This is a genomic window from Rubrivivax sp. A210, from assembly GCF_904426505.1.
GTDB lineage: Bacteria > Pseudomonadota > Gammaproteobacteria > Burkholderiales > Burkholderiaceae_C > Rubrivivax.
Genome location: NZ_CAJGBN010000001.1, coordinates 281,589 through 301,841, shown reverse-complemented (window position 1 = coordinate 301,841; position 20,253 = coordinate 281,589). Strand labels below are relative to the sequence as shown.

General features: G+C 69.3%; 20 protein-coding genes. 10 read left to right on the top strand and 10 right to left on the bottom strand.

The window, feature by feature from the left end; all coding sequences use genetic code 11:
* Positions 1-23: 23 nt before the first annotated feature.
* The 5 genes from dalD to JMV16_RS01300 form a co-directional block, all read right to left on the bottom strand.
* Positions 24-1,409: a D-arabinitol 4-dehydrogenase gene (gene dalD / locus JMV16_RS01320; RefSeq protein ID WP_201492805.1), complete on the bottom strand. Its 1,386-nt coding sequence runs from the start codon at positions 1,407-1,409 to the stop codon at positions 24-26.
* A 52-nt stretch (positions 1,410-1,461) separates the two neighbouring features.
* The gene (locus tag JMV16_RS01315; RefSeq protein ID WP_201492345.1) at positions 1,462-2,526 is read right to left on the bottom strand and encodes an ABC transporter ATP-binding protein; all 1,065 of its coding nucleotides are present in this window, start codon (positions 2,524-2,526) and stop codon (positions 1,462-1,464) included.
* A 42-nt stretch (positions 2,527-2,568) separates the two neighbouring features.
* Positions 2,569-3,384, bottom strand: a complete 816-nt coding sequence (locus JMV16_RS01310; RefSeq protein ID WP_201492344.1) for a carbohydrate ABC transporter permease — start codon at positions 3,382-3,384, stop codon at positions 2,569-2,571.
* A 10-nt stretch (positions 3,385-3,394) separates the two neighbouring features.
* Positions 3,395-4,252, bottom strand: coding sequence for a carbohydrate ABC transporter permease (locus JMV16_RS01305; protein WP_201492343.1), 858 nt, complete (start codon positions 4,250-4,252; stop codon positions 3,395-3,397).
* A gap of 153 nt (positions 4,253-4,405) precedes the next feature.
* On the bottom strand, positions 4,406-5,719 hold the full coding sequence (locus tag JMV16_RS01300; RefSeq protein WP_201492342.1) for an ABC transporter substrate-binding protein: 1,314 nt from the start codon (positions 5,717-5,719) through the stop codon (positions 4,406-4,408).
* A 270-nt stretch (positions 5,720-5,989) separates the two neighbouring features.
* Between JMV16_RS01300 and JMV16_RS01295 the strand changes: the two genes are divergently transcribed.
* Positions 5,990-6,760 (top strand): alpha/beta fold hydrolase, encoded by a 771-nt coding sequence (locus JMV16_RS01295; protein ID WP_201492341.1) that lies wholly within the window; start codon positions 5,990-5,992, stop codon positions 6,758-6,760.
* A gap of 10 nt (positions 6,761-6,770) precedes the next feature.
* On the opposite strand, the gene JMV16_RS01290 is transcribed toward JMV16_RS01295, so the two are convergent.
* The 4 genes from JMV16_RS01290 to JMV16_RS01275 form a co-directional block, all read right to left on the bottom strand.
* Positions 6,771-7,205, bottom strand: a complete 435-nt coding sequence (locus JMV16_RS01290; protein ID WP_201492340.1) for a universal stress protein — start codon at positions 7,203-7,205, stop codon at positions 6,771-6,773.
* A gap of 110 nt (positions 7,206-7,315) precedes the next feature.
* Positions 7,316-7,831, bottom strand: coding sequence for a molybdopterin-guanine dinucleotide biosynthesis protein B (gene mobB, locus JMV16_RS01285; protein WP_201492339.1), 516 nt, complete (start codon positions 7,829-7,831; stop codon positions 7,316-7,318).
* Between the two features lie 50 nt (positions 7,832-7,881).
* Positions 7,882-8,139 (bottom strand): MoaD/ThiS family protein, encoded by a 258-nt coding sequence (locus tag JMV16_RS01280; RefSeq protein ID WP_201492338.1) that lies wholly within the window; start codon positions 8,137-8,139, stop codon positions 7,882-7,884.
* Between the two features lie 4 nt (positions 8,140-8,143).
* Positions 8,144-9,346 carry a sialidase family protein gene (locus JMV16_RS01275; protein WP_201492337.1) on the bottom strand — a complete coding sequence of 401 codons (1,203 nt, stop codon included), beginning with the start codon at positions 9,344-9,346 and terminating at the stop codon, positions 8,144-8,146.
* Between the two features lie 142 nt (positions 9,347-9,488).
* Between JMV16_RS01275 and JMV16_RS01270 the strand changes: the two genes are divergently transcribed.
* The 8 genes from JMV16_RS01270 to JMV16_RS01235 all read left to right on the top strand — a co-directional run bounded on the left by JMV16_RS01270 (position 9,489) and on the right by JMV16_RS01235 (position 17,494).
* Entirely contained in the window at positions 9,489-9,920 is a 432-nt protein-coding gene (locus JMV16_RS01270) for a rhodanese-like domain-containing protein (protein WP_236580299.1), read from the top strand.
* A gap of 88 nt (positions 9,921-10,008) precedes the next feature.
* Entirely contained in the window at positions 10,009-11,952 is a 1,944-nt protein-coding gene (locus tag JMV16_RS01265) for a sigma-54-dependent Fis family transcriptional regulator (protein WP_201492336.1), read from the top strand.
* 172 nt (positions 11,953-12,124) lie between these two features.
* Complete coding sequence (locus JMV16_RS01260) at positions 12,125-13,204, top strand: ATP-NAD kinase family protein (protein WP_201492335.1); 1,080 nt, start codon at positions 12,125-12,127, stop codon at positions 13,202-13,204.
* Positions 13,205-13,227: 23 nt separating this feature from the next.
* Positions 13,228-14,223 (top strand): thiamine pyrophosphate-dependent dehydrogenase E1 component subunit alpha, encoded by a 996-nt coding sequence (locus JMV16_RS01255; RefSeq protein WP_310737064.1) that lies wholly within the window; start codon positions 13,228-13,230, stop codon positions 14,221-14,223.
* Between the two features lie 17 nt (positions 14,224-14,240).
* A complete protein-coding gene (locus JMV16_RS01250) occupies positions 14,241-15,257 on the top strand; it encodes an alpha-ketoacid dehydrogenase subunit beta (RefSeq protein ID WP_201492333.1) in 1,017 nt (338 codons plus the stop codon).
* Positions 15,258-16,370: an acetoin dehydrogenase dihydrolipoyllysine-residue acetyltransferase subunit gene (locus JMV16_RS01245; RefSeq protein ID WP_201492332.1), complete on the top strand. Its 1,113-nt coding sequence runs from the start codon at positions 15,258-15,260 to the stop codon at positions 16,368-16,370.
* 16 nt (positions 16,371-16,386) lie between these two features.
* Positions 16,387-17,169 carry a lipoyl protein ligase domain-containing protein gene (locus JMV16_RS01240; RefSeq protein WP_236580298.1) on the top strand — a complete coding sequence of 261 codons (783 nt, stop codon included), beginning with the start codon at positions 16,387-16,389 and terminating at the stop codon, positions 17,167-17,169.
* A 16-nt stretch (positions 17,170-17,185) separates the two neighbouring features.
* Positions 17,186-17,494 carry an MTH1187 family thiamine-binding protein gene (locus JMV16_RS01235; protein WP_201492331.1) on the top strand — a complete coding sequence of 103 codons (309 nt, stop codon included), beginning with the start codon at positions 17,186-17,188 and terminating at the stop codon, positions 17,492-17,494.
* 1 nt (position 17,495) lies between these two features.
* Here the strand turns inward: JMV16_RS01235 and JMV16_RS01230 are convergent, their stop codons facing one another.
* Positions 17,496-18,755: a putative Na+/H+ antiporter gene (locus tag JMV16_RS01230; protein ID WP_201492330.1), complete on the bottom strand. Its 1,260-nt coding sequence runs from the start codon at positions 18,753-18,755 to the stop codon at positions 17,496-17,498.
* Positions 18,756-18,962: 207 nt separating this feature from the next.
* Here JMV16_RS01230 and JMV16_RS01225 point away from each other — a divergent pair, with 207 nt between their 5' ends.
* Positions 18,963-20,192 carry a M20/M25/M40 family metallo-hydrolase gene (locus JMV16_RS01225; RefSeq protein ID WP_201492329.1) on the top strand — a complete coding sequence of 410 codons (1,230 nt, stop codon included), beginning with the start codon at positions 18,963-18,965 and terminating at the stop codon, positions 20,190-20,192.
* The last annotated feature ends 61 nt before the right edge of the window (positions 20,193-20,253 follow it).

The window sequence follows — 20,253 nt, the reverse complement described above, 5'->3', positions numbered from 1 at the left end:
TTCAACTCAACGGGGGGCGGTGTTCACGCCTTGTGGTCCTGCACGAAGCGTTCGACGCGGGCCGCGGCGTCGCGCAGCGCGCCCACCAGGCGCGCGTCGCCGGCCAGCCGGCCCCACAGCGGCACGCAGTCGCAGAGCGCGGCCACGGGGTCGGCACTGGCGCAAATGGCGTGGGCCACGGCCGGGTCCATGGCCTGGTCTTGGTAGGCGTAGGGAATCTGGCCACGGTGCCAGCGCTGCAGATAGGCCAGGAACAGGGCCGGCAGCATGGCCACGCTGGCGATGCTCTCGTTGCGCGCCAGGCGCTCGTGGAAAGTGGGGGCGATGAAGCCGGGAATCTTGCTGAAGCCGTCCATCGCGACGCGCTGGTTGGTGTCGGCGATGGCCGGGTTGCCGAAGCGGTCGAGCACGACGTCGCGGTAGGCCGCCAGGGCTATGGGGCTGGGGCTCAGCACGGGAATGACGTCATCGGTGACGTAGTCGTGGGCCATGCGCCTTATCACCGGGTTCTGCGTGCCCTCGTGGATGTAGGTGGTGCCGACCAGGGTGCCGGCCCAGGCGATGCCGCTGTGCGGCGCGTTGAGCAGGCGGATCTTGGCTTCCTCGTAGGCGTCGACCGAATCGACCATTTGCACGCCCACGGTCTCCCAGGCCGGGCGGCCGGCGGCGAAGCGGTCTTCGATGACCCACTGGATGAAGCTTTCGCCCATCAGTGCCGCCGGGTCGTCCGTGCCGGTGGCGGCCAGCACGCGGGCGCGCACCTCGGCCGTGGGGCGGGGCGTGATGCGGTCGACCATGGCATTGGGGCTGGTCGTGTTTGCCTGCACCCAGGCCCGCAGTTCGGTGTCGCCGGCCAGTTCGATGAACTGCAGCAGGCCGCCGCGCGAGCGGTCGCCGTTGTGGCGCAGGTTGTCGCAGTTCAACAGCGTCAGCGGGCCGGCACCGGCGGCGCGGCGGGCGCGCAGGATGGCGGTGAGCGCGCCGTAGATCGTGGGCGTGTACGGGTGGGGCCGGCCGGCGCGGGCGGCCTCGAGGTCGGCGGCAAGGTCGGGGAAGTCGAGGTCGAGCTTGTTGGCGGCATCGAGGTAGTAGCCGGCCTCGGTGACGGTGTAGGAGACGATGCGCGTGGCCGGGTCGGCACCGACGGCGATCAGGCCCGACAGCGCCGCATCGTGCGGCACGATGTGGCGGATGGCGGTGATGCGCTGGTAGCGGCGCTCCAGCGCCGGGCTCACGGTCTCCAGCGTGTAGGCGCCGCCGCTGGCCTGCAGGGCGGCCATCGTCTCGGCCATGTCGGCGCGGATGTTGCCGCCGGCCAGCACCCAGCGCATGTCGCCGGCGTCGTGCAGGGCCTGCTGGTAGACGGCCTGGTGGGCGCGGTGGAAGGAGCCCAGGCCCAGGTGCAGCATCACCAGGGGCGGGTTTTGAAAGCTGCTCATGCGTGGTTCCTCGGGGCTGGATTCAGGCGCTGGCCTGGCTGGCACCGCCGCTGGCGGGCCGCGCCAGCCGGCCCTGGTCGTCGAAGAGGTGGGCTGCCGTGGCGTCTATGGACAGGCCCACCGGGTTGCCGGCGTGCAGCGTGGTGCGGCTGTTCTGGCGCGAGATCACGATGGCGCCGGTGCTGGTGGCCACATGGATCAGCGTCTCGGCGCCCAGGGCCTCGACCAGCTCCACCGTGCCCTGCAACTGGCCCTGGCCGGCCAGCTGGACGCGGATGTCCTCGGGCCGCAGGCCGACGAAGCCGCCGGCCGGCACCGCCATGCCGCCGACCTCGGCCAGCTGTGGCAGCTTGGCCGCCGGCAGCACATTCATCTGCGGCGTGCCGATGAACTGGGCGACGAACTGGTTGGCCGGCCGGTCGTACAGCGCGAGCGGCGTGCCCACCTGCTCGATCTGGCCGTCGCGCAGCACCACCACGCGGTCGGCCAGGGTCATGGCCTCGACCTGGTCGTGCGTGACATAGATGGTGGTGGCGCCGAGGTCGCGGTGCAGCTTGGCAATCTCCACCCGCGTCTGGCCGCGCAGCGCGGCGTCGAGGTTGGACAGCGGCTCGTCGAACAGAAAGACCTTGGGCGCGCGCACGATGGCGCGGCCGATGGCCACGCGCTGGCGCTGGCCGCCGGACAACTCCTTGGGCGTGCGCTGCAGATAGGGCACGAGGTTGAGGATCTCGGCGGCGCGCTGCACCTTCTGCTGGATGACCGCTTTATCCACGTTGGCCAGGCGCAGCGCGAAGGACATGTTGTCGAACACGCTCATGTGCGGGTAGAGCGCGTAGCTCTGGAACACCATCGCCAGGTCGCGCTTGGACGAGGCCAGTTTGGTGATGTCACGGCCGTCGAGCGTGAGGCTGCCGCCGTCGATCTCGGTGAGGCCGGCAATCATGCGCAGCAGCGTGCTCTTGCCGCAGCCCGAGGGGCCGACGAAGACGATGAACTCGCCTTTTTCGATCTTCAGGTCGACGCCCTTGATGGCGCGCAGGCTGCCGAAATGTTTCTCGACGCCCTGGAGTTCGAGGAATGCCATGTGCTTGCTCCTGGTCAGTTTATGAGGCGCTGCGGGGGCGGGTCATTTGACGGCGCCGAAGGTCAGGCCTTGCACGAGCTGCTTCTGGCTGAACCAGCCGACCACGACGATGGGCGCGATGGCCATCAGCGAGGCGGCCGACAGCTTGGCCCAGAACAGGCCTTCGGGGCTGGAGTAGGAGCCGATCAGCGTCGCCAGCGTGCCGGCCTTGGCCGAACTGAGGTTGAGCGACCAGAAGGCCTCGTTCCAGCTCATCACCAGGCACAGCAGGCCGGTGGAGGCCAGCGTGCCCATGGCCAGCGGGCGTATCACATGCAGGAACTCGCCCCAGACATTGGCGCCGTCCATGCGCGCGGCTTCCAGGATGTCGGCCGGGATGTCCTTGAAGCCGGAATAAAGCATCCACACCATGATGGGCAGGTTGCTCAGCGTGAAGACGATGATGAGCGCGGTGAGCGAATCCAGCAGGCCGGCGGTCTGGGCCATCACGTAAACCGGCACCAGGGCGCCGACGGCCGGCATCATCTTGGTCGACAGCATCCACATCAGGATGTCGCGTGTCTTGCGCGTGGCAAAGAAGGCCATCGAATAGGCGGCCGGCGCCGCGATGGCCAGGCCCAGCAGCGTGGAGACGAAGCTGGTGATGACCGAATTGCGCGCGAACAGCAGGTAGTCGCTGCGCAGGTTGACCTCGGCAAAGCTCTCCAGCGTGGGCGTGAAGAAGAGCTGCGGCGGTATCGCGATGGCCTGCTGCTCGGTCTTGAAGGCCGTGAGCACCAGCCAGATCAGCGGGAACACCACCAGCAGCGTGATGGACCAGGCGGCCACGGTGCGCAGCATCAATGCGAAGTGCTTCATCTTGCGCCTCTCAGTCCAGGTTCTTGCCGATCATGCGGATCAGGAAGATGGCGGCGATATTGGCCAGCACCACCGCGAAGAGGGCGCCGGCCGAGGCCACGCCGACATCGAAATTCATCAGCGCCTGCTTGAAGATCAGGAAGGCGACGTTGGTGCTCTCGTTGCCCGGGCCGCCGCCCGTGGTGGTGAAGATCTCGGCGAACACGCTCATCAGGAAGATCATCTCGATCATCACCACCACCGCGATGGGCCGGCCCAGGTGGGGCAGGGTGAGGAACCAGAACTTCTGCAGCGCATTGGCGCCGTCCATGCCGGCGGCCTCCATCTGGTCGCGGTCCAGGCTTTGCAGGCTGGTGATGAAGATCAGGCAGGCAAATGGCAGCCACTGCCAGGCCACCATCAGGATCACGCTGAACAGCGGGTGGTCGGTGAGCCAGTCCACCGGCGTGGTGCCGAAGAAGATGGCCACCTGGGCCAGCACGCCGTAGACCGGGTTCATCATCATGTGCTTCCACAGCAGCGCATTGGCCGTGGGCATCACGAAGAAGGGCGAGATCAAGAGCACGCGCACGAGGCCGCGGCCGGGAAAGGGTTCGTTCACCAGCAGCGCCAGGCCCACGCCCAGCACCACGGTGATGCCGATCACCGCGCTCAGCAGCATCAGCGTGTTGGTCACCGAGGGGCCGAAGTCGGGGTCGGTGACGAAGTATTCGAAGTTGGCGAGGCCTATGAATTCCTTGTCGCCGGGTTGCATCAGGTTGTAGCGCACGGCCGAGAAGTACAGCGTCATCAGCAGCGGCACGATCATCCAGAGGAAGAGCGTCACCACGGCCGGCGCCATCAGCGCCCTGGGCAGCAGTCGGGTCATTGCAGACTCCCGTCAAGAGCACGGTCGATTCATTCGGTCGCCGCGGAGATTCGCCGACCGCCACGGCCCATCAAGCGGCCGCCGCGGAACCGGCATAGCCGGGCCGCTGGCGGCGCCCCCCTTGAGGGGAGGCGCCGCAGGCGCTTCGGGGGGCTATTTGTAATATCCGCCCTTGCGCATCTCGCGGTCGGCCGCGGTCTGCGAGGCCTTGAGCGCGGCGTCCACCGTGGTCTTGCCGGCCAGGGCCGAGCTCATCTGCTGGCCCACGGCAATGCCGATGGCCTGGAACTCGGGGATGGCGGCGAACTGCACGCCCACGTACGGGCTCTTGGGCAGGGTGCTGTCGTTCGGATTGGCGCTGTCGATGGCGGCCTTCTCGGCGGCGGCGAATCGGGCTGCCTTCATGAACTCGGGGTTGGCATAGGTCGACTTGCGCGTGCCCGTGGGCACCGAAGCCCAGCCCTTTTCCTTGCCCACGAGATTGATGTAGTCCTTGGACGTGGCCCAGGTGATGAACTTCTGCGCCGCATCGGTGTTCTTGGTGCCGGCGGGAATGGCCAGCGCCCAGGCCCACAGCCAGTTGGCACCCTTCTGCGTCACCGCATAGGGCCCCTGCGCGAAGGCCACCTTGTCGGCCACCTTGCTCTGCTTGGGATCGGTGATGAAGGACGCGGCGATGGTGGCGTCGATCCACATGCCGCACTTGCCCTCGTTGTAGAGCGCCAGGATCTCGTTGAAGCTGTTGGCCGAAGACCCGGGCGGGCCGTACTTCTTGAGCAGGTCGACATAGAAGGTGACGGCGTCCTTCCAGGCCTTGCTCTCGAGCTGGGGCTTCCACGACATGTCGAACCACTGCGCGCCGAAGCTGTTGGCCATGGTTGACAGGAAGGCCATGTTGTCGCCCCAGCCCGGCTTGCCGCGCAGGCAGATGCCGTAGACGCCGTTCTTGGGGTCGTGGATCTTGGCCGCGGCGTCGCGCACGTCGTTCCAGGTCGGGCGGTCGGCGAACTTCACGCCGGCCTTGTCGGTGAGGTCCTTGCGGTACATCAGCATCGAGCTTTCGCCGTAGAAGGGCGCGGCAAAGAGCTTGCCGTCCACCGACAGGCCGTTGCGCATGGCCGGCAGCAGGTCGTCCACGTCATAGGCGGCGCCCGGCTGCAACTCCTTGAGCCAGCCCTTCTTGCCCCAGATCGGCGTCTCGTACATGCCAATGGTCATCACATCGAACTGGCCGCCCTTGGTGGCGATGTCGGTGGTCACGCGCGAGCGCAGCGTGCCCTCTTCCAGCGTGACCCACTTGACCTTGATGTCGGGGAAGGCCTTCTCGAAGTGCGGCGTCAGCTTCTGCATCTCGATCATGTGGCCGTTGTTGACGGTGGCCACCACGATCTCGGTGGCGGCGTGGGTGTTGCTGAGGCCGGCGGCCAGGCCGAAGGCCAGGACCAGGGATGCCTTGAGTGTCGTCATGCGGTGTCTCCTCGCAGGGGTTCTGTTGGGTCAGGCGTGCGATGCATGGCGGGCATCGACGGGCGCAACTGTAGGCGGCAGGCCGTGCGGGCATCGATACAGGGATGATCACGTTTGATACGGTATTGCATCGTTGGATCGGGGTTTTCGCCAATATCGCGCGATGGCGTATCAACAAATGCAATTGTCCAGCCCGCCACCCACAGTTCCTCGACTTCCGCAGGCCAATCGTTAGCATCCCGGGCTGGCGCAAGAGAGGTGGATGAGGCAATGGCACTGCAACTGGCTTTTGAAGTCACCGGCGAGGGCCCCCCGTTGCTGGTGCTGCACGGCCTCTTCGGCTCGGGCAACAACTGGCGTTCGGTGGCGCGGGCGCTGGCATCAACCCACCGCGTCTACTGCGTCGACCTGCGCAACCACGGCGCCTCGCCCTGGGCCGACACCATGGGCTATGCCGAGATGGCCGATGACGTGCGCGCCCTCATCGCCGACCAGGGGCTCGGGCGCCCGGCCGTGGTGGGCCACAGCATGGGTGGCAAGACGGCGATGGCGCTGGCCCTCGAAAGCCCCGAGGTCCTGGGCCACCTGGTGGTGGTGGACATCGTGCCGGTGGCCTATGGCGACCGCATGTCACCCTATGTCGAGGCCATGCGCAGCCTGGACGCCACGGCCCTGGCCAGCCGCACCGAGGCGCAGCGCCGCTTGCTTTCGATGATCCCCGAGCCGGCCGTCGTGCCCTTTCTGCTGCAGAACCTGGTGGCCCGCAACGACCACTTCGACTGGCGCCTCAACCTCGCCGCCATCGGCGCGGCCGTGCCGGCGCTGAGCAGCTTTCCGCCCGATTTGCTGAGCCGGCGCTACGAGGGCCCGGCGACGCTGATCGCCGGCGCCAACTCCAATTACGTCTCGGCGACGGACGTGCCCGAGTTCAAGCGCTTGTTCCCGCGCGCCACCGTGCATACCATCGCCGGCGCCGGCCACTGGGTACACGCCGACAAGCCGGCCGACTTCGTCACCGCCCTGCGCCTGGCGCTGGGCTGAGAGCCTGCCATCAGGTCACGACGACCAGCACGCTGCAGGGCGCGTGCTCGATCAGCGCCGGCGACGACGAGCCGCGCCACCAGCGTGCGGCCCAGCTGTCCAGGTGCTTGTGGCCGACGACGATGAGGTCGGCGCCGAGCTTGCGCGCCTGCTCGGTGATCTCGGCCACCTGGTCGCCCACCAGCACTTCGCCTTGCACCGCATGGCCGGCGTCGCGCAGCCGGCGCAGGCCTTCCTCCAGCACCTCCTGGTAGCGCTTGCGCTGGGCCTCATCGAGAGCGCCGTCGAAGAAGCCGACCTCGAAGCCGGTGGCGGCTGCGGGCGAGGGGCTGACGGCGATCAGGAAGAGTTCGGCGTGGCTCCACTGCGCGAGATCGTGGCAGTCGAGCAGGGCCTTCTGCCCCGACTCGGAGCCGTCATAGGCGAGCAGGATCTTCTTGTACATGGTGGCCTCTTGGGTGCGGCGATGTCGCCATGACCTTAGACCCTTTGCGGCCCGCTGCAAAGCCCCGTGGCGCAGGGGCCGTGAGCCTTGCGCCAAGGCCAGCGCCGCGCTCAGGCCGGGCGGGCGTGGGCGAGCGCGAAATCGGCAATCCGCGCCGTGTCGGCCAGGTCCAGCCAGGCCGGCAAATCTGCCTCGCCCGGGGCGCGCGGCGGCGCCGGGCCATCGCTGGCAATGGCGGCGATGCCGGGCCATTGCGGCCACAGCAGTTCCTTGCCCAGCGCCGGCCGCCAGACCTCGAGCTTGGGAAAGTCGCCGTGCTTGAAGCCCTCGATCAGCACCAGGTCGCAGGCCTGCAGGCGCGAGACCAGGTAGTCCAGCGAGGGTTCGGGTGCGCCGCGCAATTCGTGCATCAGGGCCCAGCGGTCGTGTCCCAGCAGCAGCACCTCGGAGCAGCCGGCCTCGCGCAGGCGGTGCGAATCCTTGCCCGGGCGGTCGACGTCGATGTGCTTGTGGCTGTGCTTGATCAGCGACACCACCAGGCCGCGCCGCGTGAGCTCGGGCGTCAGACGCTCGAGCAAGGTGGTCTTGCCCATGCCGGACCAGCCGGCGATGCCAAAGAGTTTCATGGGCGGCATTGTTCCACCGGCCGCCGCCTGCCCGCCCGCCTGCCTGTCTGTCAGCCGCCGCTGAGCGCCTGCACGATGGCGACGTCGTCGTCGGGCTCCAGCGCCTGCGCCAGCTCATGCACGGCGCGGCCGTTGACGAAGACGCGCATGTGCGGGCGCAGCCTGTCCTGCTCGTCGACCATGCGAAAGCGCAACCCCGGATGGCGGCGGTCGAGATCGGCCAGCAGGGCGCCCAGGGTCGCGCCGCTGGCTTCGACCCGCGTCTGCCGCGTGTAGGAGCGCAGCGCGCTCGGGATCAGCACCAGCACGACGTCATGCAGCCAGCTCGGCCACTTCGACGGCGTAGATCTCCGGCAGGTGGCGCGCAATGCAGGACCAGCGCTCACCCTCGTCGCGGCCCAGCCAGAGCTCGCCGCTGGTCGTGCCCAGGTAAAGCGCCGGTTGCGGCTGCGCGTCCGCGGTCATGGCCTGGCGCTTGACGGTCCACCAGGCTTGCTCTTCAGGCAGGTCCTGGTCCAGGCGCTGCCAGGTCTTGCCGCCATTGCGCGTGACATAGGCCGCCGGCCGCCCCTGCGGGCTGGTGCGCGGCCAGACATCGCTGCCGTCCATCGGAAAGACCCAGCAGATGTCGGGGTCGCAGGGGTGTACCACCATGGGGAACCCGATGTCGCCCACCTTCTTGGGCATCTTGCGGCCGATGCGCTGCCAGGTGTTGCCGGGGCGGTCGAGGCGGTAGATGCCGCAATGGTTCTGCTGGTAGATGCGGTCGGGGTTGGTGGGACACAGGCGCAGGCAGTGGGGGTCGTGGAAGGCGACGTTGGCAGGGTCGAAGCCGCCGACCACCTCCATGCCCGCTATCAAGGTGTGCCAGCTCAGCCCGCCGTCGTGCGACTCGTGTACGCCGCCGCCCGACATGCCGAACATCAGGTGCAGGGGGTCGCGCGGGTCGACGATGATGGAGTGCAGCTTGGGGCCGTCGGGCGTGCCGTCCTGCACCGTGCCCATCCACTCGCGCAGCTTCAGGTCGTCGTTGACGGCCGGCAGGCCGGTCCAGGTGTCGCCGCCGTCCTCCGAGCGGAACAGGCCTTGGGGCGAGGTGCCGGCATACCAGCTGCCCTTTTCGCCGGCATGGCCGGGCGTGAGCCAGAAGGTGTGGTCGACGGTGCGCCCGACCGTGCCCTCGGGCGCCTTGGCGAAGGCCGGCGGCCGGCTCGCCTCTTTCCAGCTCTTGCCCAGGTTGGTGGAGCGGAACACCGTGGGCCCGAGGTGGCCGGTGCGCGCCGCCGCCAGCAGGGTGCGGCCGTCGCGCGGGTCGAGCTTCAGGTGGCTGACGGTGTGGCCCAGGAAGTGGGGGCCGTCGGCGGTCCAGGTCTTGCGCCTGGCGTCGCCGTGAAAGATCCAGGCGCCCTTGCGCGTGGCCACCAGGATCAGCAGGCGGGTGGCGGCCCTGGCAGCTTTGCGCTTCTTGACGATCTTGGCATTCTCGGCGGGGCTGGGTGCTCGCGTGCTGGGCATGGCAGGGTCCTGATGAAGGCGCTGCGCCGGGGCAGCGGGGCCGGCAGTTTCGGCCCTGGCGCGTGCCGGGTCCATCCCCGATCTGTCAGTGTCGTATACCCTGGCGGGCATATCATCGGCGCCTTGCCATGAAAGCCCGCCCATGTTTTCGAACCCGCATCGCATGAATGGCGCCGCGCGCCGCGCGGCCCTGCGTGCCGCCGCCGGCCTGCTGCTGGCCGGCCTTGCGTCGCTCGCCGCCGCCGCGAGCGCCGACGCGCTGAGCCTGGACGAGGCGAGGGCCGAGTTCGGCGCCGGCCGCGCGCTCCTGATCGACATCCGCGAACCCGAGGAGCACGCCCGCGGCGTGGCTGCCGGCGCCCGGCTGCTGCCGATGAGCCAGCTCAAGACGCGCCTGGCCGAGATTCCCACCGACTCCAAGCAGCCGGTGCTGCTGATCTGCAACACGCAGAACCGCTCCAGCGCCACCCTGCGCGCGTTGCGCGAACGCGGCTATGGCCATGTGCGCTTTGTCGAAGGCGGCATGAGCGAATGGAAGCGCCGCGGCTGGCCGATGGTGGCGCCGCCGCCCTGAAGCGGCTGCGGCGGCAACGCCCCGGGGGCGGCCGTGTACAGTGCCGCCACACAAAAGGCGCGCACGACGCGCCCGGCCGGAGACAGCCATGGAAATGCGACAGCGCGAGCACGTCCACGCGGTGATGACGCTCGCCGGCGAGGGCCTGCCCCTACCGCCGCCACTCTCGGAGTTGGCCACGCCCGACGCCATCATCCGTGAGTCGTGGACGCGTTGCGTCCACACGCACCGGCTCGACCCCACGCGCATGCAGGAGGCGGTGATCCTGCCACAGCAGCAGTGGCGCGAGCACCGCGACCGCATCGACGACTTCCTGCACATTGCGCGCCACGGCCTCGAGGCGCTGTACCAGCAGGTCGCCGGCATGGGCTACTGCGTGCTGCTGACCGATGCGCGCGGCGTCACGGTCGATTTCATCGGTGATCTGCAACTCGACCCGGCGTTGCGCCGTGCCGGCCTTTATCTGGGCGCCGACTGGAGCGAGCCGCTGGCCGGCACCTGCGGCGTGGGCACCGCCATCGCCACCGGCCAGGCGCTCACGGTCCACCAGGGCGACCACTTCGACGCCACCCACATCCCGCTCACCTGCACCGCGGCGCCGGTGTATGACCCGCTGGGGCGGCTCAATGCCATCCTCGATATCTCGGCGCTCACTTCGCCCCAGGCCAAGAGCAGCCAGCACCTGGCGCTGCAACTGGTCAAGGTCTATTCGAGCCGGGTCGAGAACGCCAACTTCCTGCGCTGGTTTCGCAAGGACTGGGTGCTCAAGCTCCACCCCTCGCCGGAATTCGTCGAGATCAGCCCCGACCACCTGCTGGCCCTGGACGCCGCCGGGCGGGTGATCGGCCACAACCGCCAGGCCCAGCTGATGCTGGAAGCGGCGGCCGGCACCAGCGTGCTGGGCCTGCCCTTCGAGCAGCTCTTCAACCTGCGCTTCGGCGACCTCGGCCGCTTCATGCGCGCCGTGCCCGGCGACCGCCGCGCCGTCACGCTGGCCGGCACTGGCCGCGTGCTCTTTCTGCACGCCGTGCCGCCGCCGCCCGCCGCAATGCACGCGCTGGTGCCGGCCGCGCCAGCGATGCCGGCGCCGCTGGCCCAGCTGACCGGAGGCGACCCCGAGCTGCTGCGCCAGATCCAGCGCGCGGCCAAGATCGTCGACACCCCGGTGAGCGTGCTGATCACCGGCGAGACCGGCAGCGGCAAGGAAGTCCTGGCCAAGGCGCTGCATGAATCCAGCCAGCGCCGCGACAAGCCCTTCATCGCCGTCAACTGCGCCGCCATCCCCGAGACCCTGATCGAGAGCGAGCTCTTCGGCCACCTGGCCGGCAGCTTCTCGGGCGCGCTGGCCAAGGGCAAGCGCGGCCTCATCCAGGCCGCCGACGGCGGCACGCTCTTCCTCGACGAGATCGGCGACATGCCGCGCGCACTGCAGGCGCGCCTGCTGCGCGTGCTGGCCGAGCGCGAGGTGCTGCCCATAGGCGCCACCGAGCCTGTGAAGGTGGACATCCGCGTCGTCGCCGCCACCCATTGCGAACTCGAGGCCCTGGTGCGCCAGGGCCGCTTCCGCGACGACCTCTACTACCGCCTGGCCGGCGCCCACCTCAAACTGCCACCGCTGCGCGAGCGCCGCGACCTGCCCTGGCTGTTGCAGAAGATGCTGCGCGAGGGCCAACCGCCGGTGGCGATCTCGCGCGAGGCCGAAGAGGTGCTGCGCGCCCACGCCTGGCCCGGCAACCTGCGCGAGCTGCGCAACGTGGTCGACTTCGCCCGCGCCGTTTGCGAAGGCGGGGTCATCGAGGTCGGTGACTTTCCCGACGCGCTGGCCGCCGCCGCGCCCGCCGCCGCAACAGCCGGCCATCCGCCGCAGGGCGCCGTGGCCGCGTTGCCCGAAGCCCAGTTGCTGCTGCAATACCTGCGTGCGGCGCAGTGGAACGTCAGCGCCGTGGCCCACCAGATGGGCTTGTCGCGCATGACGCTGTACCGGCGCATGAAGCGCTGGGGCATTCGCTCGCCCAACCAGAGCGGGCACTGATGCTGCACCTGTCACAGCCCGGGCTGTGACAGCTGTCCCGGCGTGACAGTCGCACGGCCCCGGGTCTGCACCAGGGCTTGAGGGGCCGCTGCGAGGCAAGAGGGCTGGCGGCGGCGCGGTGGCACGCCGATTGCGGAAAGGGCTGCATCCCGACCTCGCAGCGCCCACCGCCTTGACTGCCGCCAACCCTGTCCGCGAACCCTGCATCGGCATCGTCGCCAACCCGGTGTCGGCGCGCGACATTCGCCGCATCGTCGCCAATGCCGGCAATCTGCAGATCACCGACCGCGTCAACATCGTGCTGCGCGTGCTCACGTCCGCCGCCGCCTGCGGCGTCAAGCGGGCGCTGGTGATGCCCGACCGCGGCGGCATTCGCGCGCTGCTCGAGCGCCACCTGCGGCGCGGCCACGATCATGGCCTGCCCGAGATCGAGTTCCTGGACATGGAGCCGACGTCCACCGTCGACGACACATTCACCGCCACGCGGCTGATGCAGCAGGCCGGCGTCGCCGCCATCGTGGTTCTGGGTGGCGACGGCACCCACCGCGCCGTGGTGCGCGAGCTCGTCGAGGGCGGCGCGCCCATTCCCATCGCGGGCCTCTCCACCGGCACCAACAACGCATTTCCCGAAATGCGCGAGCCCACCATCGTCGGCATGGCGGTGGGCCTTTATGCCAGCGGCCGCATCGCCGCCGCCGAGGCGCTGGCGCCCAACAAGCTGATCGAGGTGTACATCGCCGACAGCCACGGCCCGGGCCGGCGCGACGTGGCCATCGTCGACGCCGTCATCACCCATGACCGCAGCATCGGCGCGCGTGCGCTGTGGAAGACGCAGTCGCTGGACGCCGCCTACCTGGCCTTTGCCGACCCCCAGGCCATAGGCCTGTCGGCCATCGGCGGCCTGCTGCAGCCGGTGGGCCGGCGCGACAGCGGCGGCCTGGCTGTGCAGCTGGCGCGCGACGAGGCCCATGCGCTGCTGCTGCTGCACGCCCCCATCGCGCCGGGCATGGTGCGGCCGGTGCCCATCCGCAGCTGGCAGCGCATGGTGGCCGACGAGCCGCTGGCCGTGAGCGCCAGCGCCGGCACTGTGGCCCTGGACGGCGAGCGCGAACTCGCCTTCGAGCCCGGCCAGGCGGTGAGCATGACACTGCGCGAGAACGCCTTTCACACCCTGGACGTGGCCTGTTGCATGGCGGTTGCCGCCCGCGACGGGTTGCTCCGCTTTCCCACCACCACCACAACGACCCTTTGATGGGACTTCACAGGAGACAAGCCATGGCAGGAAATCCCTTCCCGCAATCCCGCGAGCAGTTGCTCCAGGCCTACCGCACGATGCGCACCATCCGCGAATTCGAGGAGCGCCTGCACATCGACTTCGGCCGCGGCGACATCCCCGGCTTCGTCCACCTCTATGCCGGTGAAGAGGCCGCCGGCACCGGGATCATGATGCACCTGGGCGACGGCGACCGCATCGCCAGCACGCACCGCGGCCACGGCCACTGCATCGCCAAGGGCGTGGACGTGGTCTCGATGATGAAAGAGATCTACGGCCGCTCGGGCGGCGCCTGCAACGGCAAGGGCGGTTCGATGCACATCGCCGACCTGGGCCGCGGCATGATGGGTGCCAACGGCATCCTGGGTGCCGGCGCGCCACTGGCCTGCGGCGCCGCGCTGGCGGCCAAGTTTCGCGCGAAGAAGGGGCAACCCAGCGAGGTGGCCATCACCTTCGTCGGCGATGGCGCGTCGAACCAGGGCACCTTCCTTGAGAGCCTGAACCTGGCCGCGGTGTGGAATCTGCCGGTGATCTTCGTGGTCGAGAACAACGGCTACGCCGAGAGCACCAGCCGCGACTACGGCACGGCGGTGGACAGCTATGTCGACCGCGCCGCCGGCTTCGGCCTGCCCGGCGTGACGGTGGACGGCACCGACTTCTTCGCCGTCCACGAGGCCGCCGGCGAGATCATCGAGCGCGCCCGCAAGGGCGGCGGCCCGGCGCTGCTGGAATGCAAGATGGTGCGCTTCCACGGCCACTTCGAGGGCGATGCCCAGACCTACCGCGCGCCTGGCGAGAACGACCACAACCGTGCCCACAACGACTGCCTGAAGAAGTTCGGCGCCGCGGTCACCGGCGCCGGCGTCATCAGCGCGGCCGAACTGACCGCGATAGACCACGAGGTGCTGGGGCTGATCGAGAGCGCCGTCGTCGCCGCCAAGGCGGCGCCGCAGCCGACTCTGGCCGACCTGACCACCGACGTCTACGTCACCTATTGAGCAAGAGGAGCAAGAACATGGCTCGCAAGATCAGCATGAAGCAGGCGATCAACGAGGCGCTCGACCACGAGATGGCGCGCGACCCGACGGTGATCGTGATGGGTGAGGACATCGTCGGCGGCGCCGGCGGCGATGGCGAACGCGACGCCTGGGGCGGCGTGCTCGGCGTCACCAAGGGCCTGTATGCCAAGCACGGCGACCGCCTGATGGACACGCCGCTGTCGGAGAGCGCCTATGTCGGCGCCGCCATCGGCGCCGCCGCCTGCGGCATGCGCCCGGTGGCCGAACTGATGTTCGTCGACTTCATGGGCGTGTGCTTCGACCAGATCTTCAACCAGGCGGCGAAATTCAAGTACATGTTCGGCGGCAAGGCCGAGACCCCGGTGGTCATCCGCGCGATGTGCGGCGCCGGCTTTCGCGCCGCGGCCCAGCACAGCCAGATGCTGACGCCGCTGTTCACCCACATCCCCGGCCTCAAGGTGGTGTGCCCGAGCACGCCCTACGATACCAAGGGCCTGCTGATCCAGAGCATCCGCGACAACGACCCGGTGATCTTCCTCGAGCACAAGAACCTCTACGGCTTCGAGGGCGAGGTGCCCGAGGGCGGCTATGCCATCCCCTTCGGCGAAGCCAACATCGTGCGCGACGGCAAGCACGTCACGCTGGTGGCCTATGGCCTGATGGTGCACCGCGCGCTCGACGCCGCCGCCGCGCTGGCCAAGGAAGGCGTGGAGTGCGAGGTGATCGACCTGCGCACGCTGTCGCCGCTGGACATCGACACCGTGATCGAAAGCGTCGAGAAGACCGGCCGCCTGGTCTGCATCGACGAGGCCAGCCCGCGCTGCAACATCGCCACCGACATCTCGGCCCAGGTCGCGCAAAAAGCCTTCAAGGCGCTCAAGGGCCCCATCGAGATGGTGGCGCCGCCGCATGTGCCCGTGCCCTTCTCGCCGGTGCTGGAAGACCTCTACATCCCGAGCGCGGCCCAGGTGGTGGCGGCCGTCAAGCGCACGCTGGCCGGGGGGCGCAACTAGATGGCTGCTGGAATCACGCCCATCGTGATGCCCAAGTGGGGCCTGGAGATGCGCGAGGGCACGATCTCGGGCTGGCTGGTCGACGAGGGCACGGAGATCGCGGTCGGCACGCCCATCCTGGACGTTGAGACCGACAAGATCTCCAACGCGGTGGAAGCGCCCGACCCCGGCCTGCTGCGCCGCAAGGTGGCGCAAGCCGGCGACACCCTGCCGGTGAAGGCGCTGCTGGGCGTGCTGGCCGAGCCTGCAGTGAGCGAGGCCGAGATCGACGCCTACATCGCCGCCTATGTGGTGCCGGCGGCGGCGGCGGGCGACGACGACGCAGGCCCGGCCTATGACTTTGCCGAGGTCGACGGCCTGCGCCTGCGCTATGCCCGGCGCGGGCCGACGGCGGGCGTGCCGCTGCTCTTCATCCACGGCTTCGGCGGCGATCTCGGCAACTGGATGTTCAACCTCGACGCACTGGCGGCCAAGGTGCCGGTGATCGCGCTCGACCTGCCCGGCCACGGGCAGTCGACGCCGCGGCTGCCGGGCGCCACGCTGGCGGCGCTGGCCGGCTGCGTGGTGGGCTTCCTGGGCCAGATCGATGTCGACCGCGTCCACATCGTGGGCCATTCGCTGGGCGGCGCCATCGCCTCGCGCATCGCGATCGACCACCCCGACCGCGTCGCCAGCCTGACCCTGGTCAACGGTGCCGGCCTGGGCGCCGAGATCAACGAGGGCTATATCCAGGGCTTCATCAACGCAGGCTCGCGGCGCGAGTTGAAGCCGGTGGTGGAGCAGCTCTTCGCCAACCCCGAGCTGGTGAGCCGGCAACTGCTGGACGATCTGCTGCGCTACAAACGGCTTGACGGTGTCACCGAGGCGCTGCAGGCCCTGGCGGCGGCCCAGTTCGCCGGCGGCGCCCAGACCGAAAGCCCGGGGCTGGAGCTGGCCAAGGCGGGCAAGAAGCTGCTGGTGGTGTGGGGCAAGGACGACCGCATCATCCCCGCCGCCCATGCCAGCCAGGCGCCGGCAGGGGCTACCGTGGCGGTGCTGGAAGGCGCCGGCCATATGGTGATGATGGAGAAGGCCAGCGAGTTCAACGCGCTGCTCGAACGCCACACCGCCTGATGGCGGACCCAAGGCCGTGTTGCCTGCACCCGTCAGCGCCGATGCGGCGGCTGCCTTGCCCATCTTCGGCTTCGTCACCATGCACCAGTCGCCATTGGCCGACGGCATGGCTTGCGAGGCCGATTGGATCGCGGGTGTGGCGCGCAGCGGGCGCGCCAGCGCCCAGCTGTGGCGGGGGCGGCAGGGCCTGGTCGTGCCGCGCAGCTACACGGCGCTGCCCGGCTGGGTACACGCCTGCCAGGCCGGCGCCGCAAGGGGCTGGCCGGTGCAGGTGCGCGGCTCGGGCGGCGGCATCGTGCCCCAGGGGCCCGGGGTGATCAACCTCAGCCTGGCTTGGCGTGCCGGCAGCAGCACGCCGCAGGGCACGGACGCCGTCTACGCGGCGCTGTGCCAGGGCCTGGCGGCGGCGCTGGCGCGGCTGGGCATTGCTTCCGACACCCAGGCGGTGCAGGGCTCGTTCTGCGACGGTCGCTACAACCTGGCCGTGGGCGGGCGCAAGCTGGTCGGCACGGCCCAGGCCTGGAAGCGTGTCGAGGGCGTGCCGGTGGTGCTGGCCCACGCCCTCATCCTGGCCGGCGGCGATGCCGCCGCCTTGAGCGAACGCGCCAATGAATTCGAAATCGACGCCGGCAGCCCCCGGCGCTACCGGGGCGACGCCGTCACCACGGTGGCCCGGGCCTGGTGCGAGGCCCATGGCCAAGCGGCGCCGCCAGCCGATCTGGACATCCGACTTTTGGCCATGCTCGCCGAGCAATTCGCGCGCATGCTGCCACCCCGCACTTCAACAATGCATTCCTGACAAGGAGAGACAGACCATGGTTTTGCTGGAATTCTCGATGGCCCCCTTCGGCCAGGGCGAAAGCGTCAGCGCCTATGTGGCGCGCATCCTCGACATCATCGACAAGAGCGGCGTGCCCTACCAGCTCACGCCCATGGGCACCATTCTCGAAGGCGAATGGCCCGAGGTGATGGGCGTGGTCAACCGCTGCTTCGAGGCCCTGGCCGTCGACTGCACCCGCATCGGCGTGCACCTCAAGGTCGATTACCGCGCCGGCCCGGCCGGGCGGCTGAAGGGCAAGACGGCGCGGGTCGAGGAACACCTGGGCCGCAAGCTCAGCACCTGAGCTAGAGGAACCAGAACGCCAGCAGCGCCACCGCGGTGGGCGGCAGCGCCCCGGCCAGCAGGCCCAGCGGGTGAATGGTGTCGTCGTCGAACTTGCCGCGCAGGATGGCCACGCCGGCCGGGTTGGGCGCGTTGGCGATCACCGTCAGGCCACCGCCGGCCACGGCGCCGGCCACCAGCGCGATCTTGAAGGGTTCGGTGAGGCCCTCCACCAGCGAACCCAGGTAGGTGAGGGCCGCGTTGTCGGTGATGGCCGTCAACGCGGTGGCGCCGAAGAACACGGTGGTGGCGTCCATGCCCAGCAGCACCGGCTGCAGCCACCATTGCTGCATGCCGCCCAGCACCACCAGGCCCGAGAGGAAGAAGGCCACCAGCAGCGCCTCGCGCAGGATGAGCGGGTTCTGGAACTGCTGGTAGGCGCTGGCGAAGCCGAGGAAGAAGAGGAAGAGTCCGAGGAAGACCGGCGGGTGGTGGGCGAACACCACCACCAGGGCCAGGAAGACCAGATGCACCAGGATCACCGAGCCCGGCACGGCGGCCTCGGCCGGCGGCGGCACGGCCGGGGCCTGGGTCAGTTCGGCGCGGAACAGCACCAGCAAGGCCGCGGCATTGAACATCACCGCGATAGCCGCCTTCCAGCCGAAGTGCTTCAGCATGAAGGCCATGTCCCAGCCCCAGGGGCCGGCCACCATCAGCACCGGCGGCGCGGCAAAGGGCGTGAGCGTGCCGCCGATGGAGATGTTGACGAAGAGCACGCCCAGCACGGCGTACTTCAGTCGCGTGGGCACCGGCTGGGCCAGCAGGGTGTCGCGCAGCATCAGCGCCGCCAGCGTCATCGCCGCCGGCTCGGTGATGAAGGAGCCCATCAACGGCACCAGCGACAGCAGCACGAAGACATTGGCCATGCCCGCCGGCAGCGGCAGCAGGCGCACGGCGCGCGCCACCGTGGCCGCGGCCAGCTGCAGGATGGGCCGGGTGCCGGCGATGACCATGATCGCGAACACGAACATCGGCTCGGTGAAGTTGCGCGTGTCCAGATAGCGCGTGGCCGCCGGCTTGCCTTCGAGCCCGAACATGCAGACCACCAGCACCAGGGCCCAGAAGCCGAACACGACCTCGACCTCGCCCAGCAGGTGCCAGAGCCCGGCGTGCTTCGGCTGGGCATGGGCCAGGCGTTCGAAGATGCTCGTCGAGAAGGTGTGTACGAGCGCGACCGCGAAGAGCAGGGCGCCGATCAGCTCGATGGGGGTGGTGGCGGGCATCGAGGGGTTGAGGCTGGATGTATGGCTTGGCGGGGCATGCTACGCGATGCGCACCTCGCCAGCTTGCCCCCTGCCCGGCAGGGCCTCCCCTGGCGTTGGCATGGCAGGCTGTGGCCGCAAGCCCTTAGAGTCGACCACCCGCTGCGCCATGCCGCCCGGGCTGGACGCCTTCCGCCATCTTCTACTACAAGCCGCTCAAGACCCGCCATGAAGCCCTATCAACAACTCGATGCCTGGATAGACGCCCATTTCGCCGAGCAGACCGCCTTTCTGCAGGCCCTGGTGCGCGTGCCCACCGACACGCCGCCCGGCAACAACGCGCCCCACGCCGAGCGCACGGCCGAGTTGCTAGCCGGCATGGGCCTCGTCGCGGAAAAGCATGCCGTGCCGGCGGACGAGGTGCGGGCCGGCGGGCTGGAATCCATCACCAACCTCATCGTGCGCCGGCGCTATGGCGAGGGGCCGACCATCGCGCTCAACGCCCACGGCGACGTGGTGCCACCGGGCGAGGGCTGGAGCCACGAGCCCTATGGCGGCGAAATCGTCGACGGCCGCCTCTACGGCCGCGCCGCCGCGGTCAGCAAGTCGGATTTCAGCACCTACACCTTTGCAATGCGCGCGCTCGAATCGCTGGGCCTGCCGCTCAAGGGCGGCATCGAGCTGCACTTCACCTACGACGAGGAATTCGGCGGCGAACTGGGCCCGGGCTGGTTGCTGCGCCAGGGCCTGACGAAGCCCGACCTGCTGATCGCCGCCGGCTTCAGCTACCAGGTTGTCACCGCGCACAACGGCTGCCTGCAGTTGGAGGTGACGGTGCAGGGCCGCATGGCCCATGCCGCCATCCCCGACACCGGCATCGATGCGCTGCAGGGTGCCATGCCCATCCTGCAGGCCCTCTACGCGCAGAACACGCTCTACAAGCAGGTGACCTCAAAAGTGGCGGGCATCACCCATCCCTACCTGAACATCGGCCGCATCGAGGGCGGCACCAATACCAATGTGGTGCCGGGCAAGGTGGTGCTCAAGCTTGACCGCCGCATGATCCCCGAGGAAGACCCGGTGGCGGTGGAGGCCGAACTCCGCCGCGTCATCGCCGAAGCGGCGGCGCAGCGGCCGGGCATCACGGTCGAGGTCAGGCGCATCCTGCTGGCCCATGCGCTGGAGCCGCTGGCGGGCAATGCCGCCGCGGTGAAGTCGCTGCAGGCGCATGCGCAGGCGCTGTTCGGCGTCGAAATCCCGGTGATGGGCACGCCGCTTTATACGGACGCCCGCCTCTACAGCGCCCGCGGCATCCCGGCCGTGCTCTACGGCGCCGGGCCGCGCACGGTGTTCGAAAGCAATGCCAAGCGCGCCGACGAGCACCTGGTGCTGGAAGACCTGCGCCGCGCCACCCGGGTTGTCGCGCGCACCTTGCTCGACCTGCTGCAACCCGGCTGAGCCAACGCGCCCACCGCTGCCCCAGGCTTGGGGCCCGGCGCGCCGCCCATGGCGGCAAGGC

Excerpts from the sequence above, each read along its gene's own strand:
- dalD (WP_201492805.1), bottom strand. The coding sequence starts at position 1,409 with ATGCTGCACCTGGGCCTGGGCTCCTTCCACCGCGCCCACCAGGCCGTC.
- JMV16_RS01315 (WP_201492345.1), bottom strand. The coding sequence starts at position 2,526 with ATGGCATTCCTCGAACTCCAGGGCGTCGAGAAACATTTCGGCAGCCTG.
- JMV16_RS01250 (WP_201492333.1), top strand. The coding sequence starts at position 14,241 with ATGGCTCGCAAGATCAGCATGAAGCAGGCGATCAACGAGGCGCTCGAC.
- JMV16_RS01245 (WP_201492332.1), top strand. The coding sequence starts at position 15,258 with ATGGCTGCTGGAATCACGCCCATCGTGATGCCCAAGTGGGGCCTGGAG.
- JMV16_RS01255 (WP_310737064.1), top strand. The coding sequence starts at position 13,228 with ATGGCAGGAAATCCCTTCCCGCAATCCCGCGAGCAGTTGCTCCAGGCC.
- JMV16_RS01230 (WP_201492330.1), bottom strand. The coding sequence starts at position 18,755 with ATGCCCGCCACCACCCCCATCGAGCTGATCGGCGCCCTGCTCTTCGCG.
- JMV16_RS01300 (WP_201492342.1), bottom strand. The coding sequence starts at position 5,719 with ATGACGACACTCAAGGCATCCCTGGTCCTGGCCTTCGGCCTGGCCGCC.
- JMV16_RS01270 (WP_236580299.1), top strand. The coding sequence starts at position 9,489 with ATGTTTTCGAACCCGCATCGCATGAATGGCGCCGCGCGCCGCGCGGCC.
- mobB (WP_201492339.1), bottom strand. The coding sequence starts at position 7,831 with ATGAAACTCTTTGGCATCGCCGGCTGGTCCGGCATGGGCAAGACCACC.
- JMV16_RS01265 (WP_201492336.1), top strand. The coding sequence starts at position 10,009 with ATGGAAATGCGACAGCGCGAGCACGTCCACGCGGTGATGACGCTCGCC.
- JMV16_RS01305 (WP_201492343.1), bottom strand. The coding sequence starts at position 4,252 with ATGACCCGACTGCTGCCCAGGGCGCTGATGGCGCCGGCCGTGGTGACG.
- JMV16_RS01290 (WP_201492340.1), bottom strand. The coding sequence starts at position 7,205 with ATGTACAAGAAGATCCTGCTCGCCTATGACGGCTCCGAGTCGGGGCAG.
- JMV16_RS01295 (WP_201492341.1), top strand. The coding sequence starts at position 5,990 with ATGGCACTGCAACTGGCTTTTGAAGTCACCGGCGAGGGCCCCCCGTTG.
- JMV16_RS01310 (WP_201492344.1), bottom strand. The coding sequence starts at position 3,384 with ATGAAGCACTTCGCATTGATGCTGCGCACCGTGGCCGCCTGGTCCATC.
- JMV16_RS01225 (WP_201492329.1), top strand. The coding sequence starts at position 18,963 with ATGAAGCCCTATCAACAACTCGATGCCTGGATAGACGCCCATTTCGCC.
- JMV16_RS01235 (WP_201492331.1), top strand. The coding sequence starts at position 17,186 with ATGGTTTTGCTGGAATTCTCGATGGCCCCCTTCGGCCAGGGCGAAAGC.
- JMV16_RS01275 (WP_201492337.1), bottom strand. The coding sequence starts at position 9,346 with ATGCCCAGCACGCGAGCACCCAGCCCCGCCGAGAATGCCAAGATCGTC.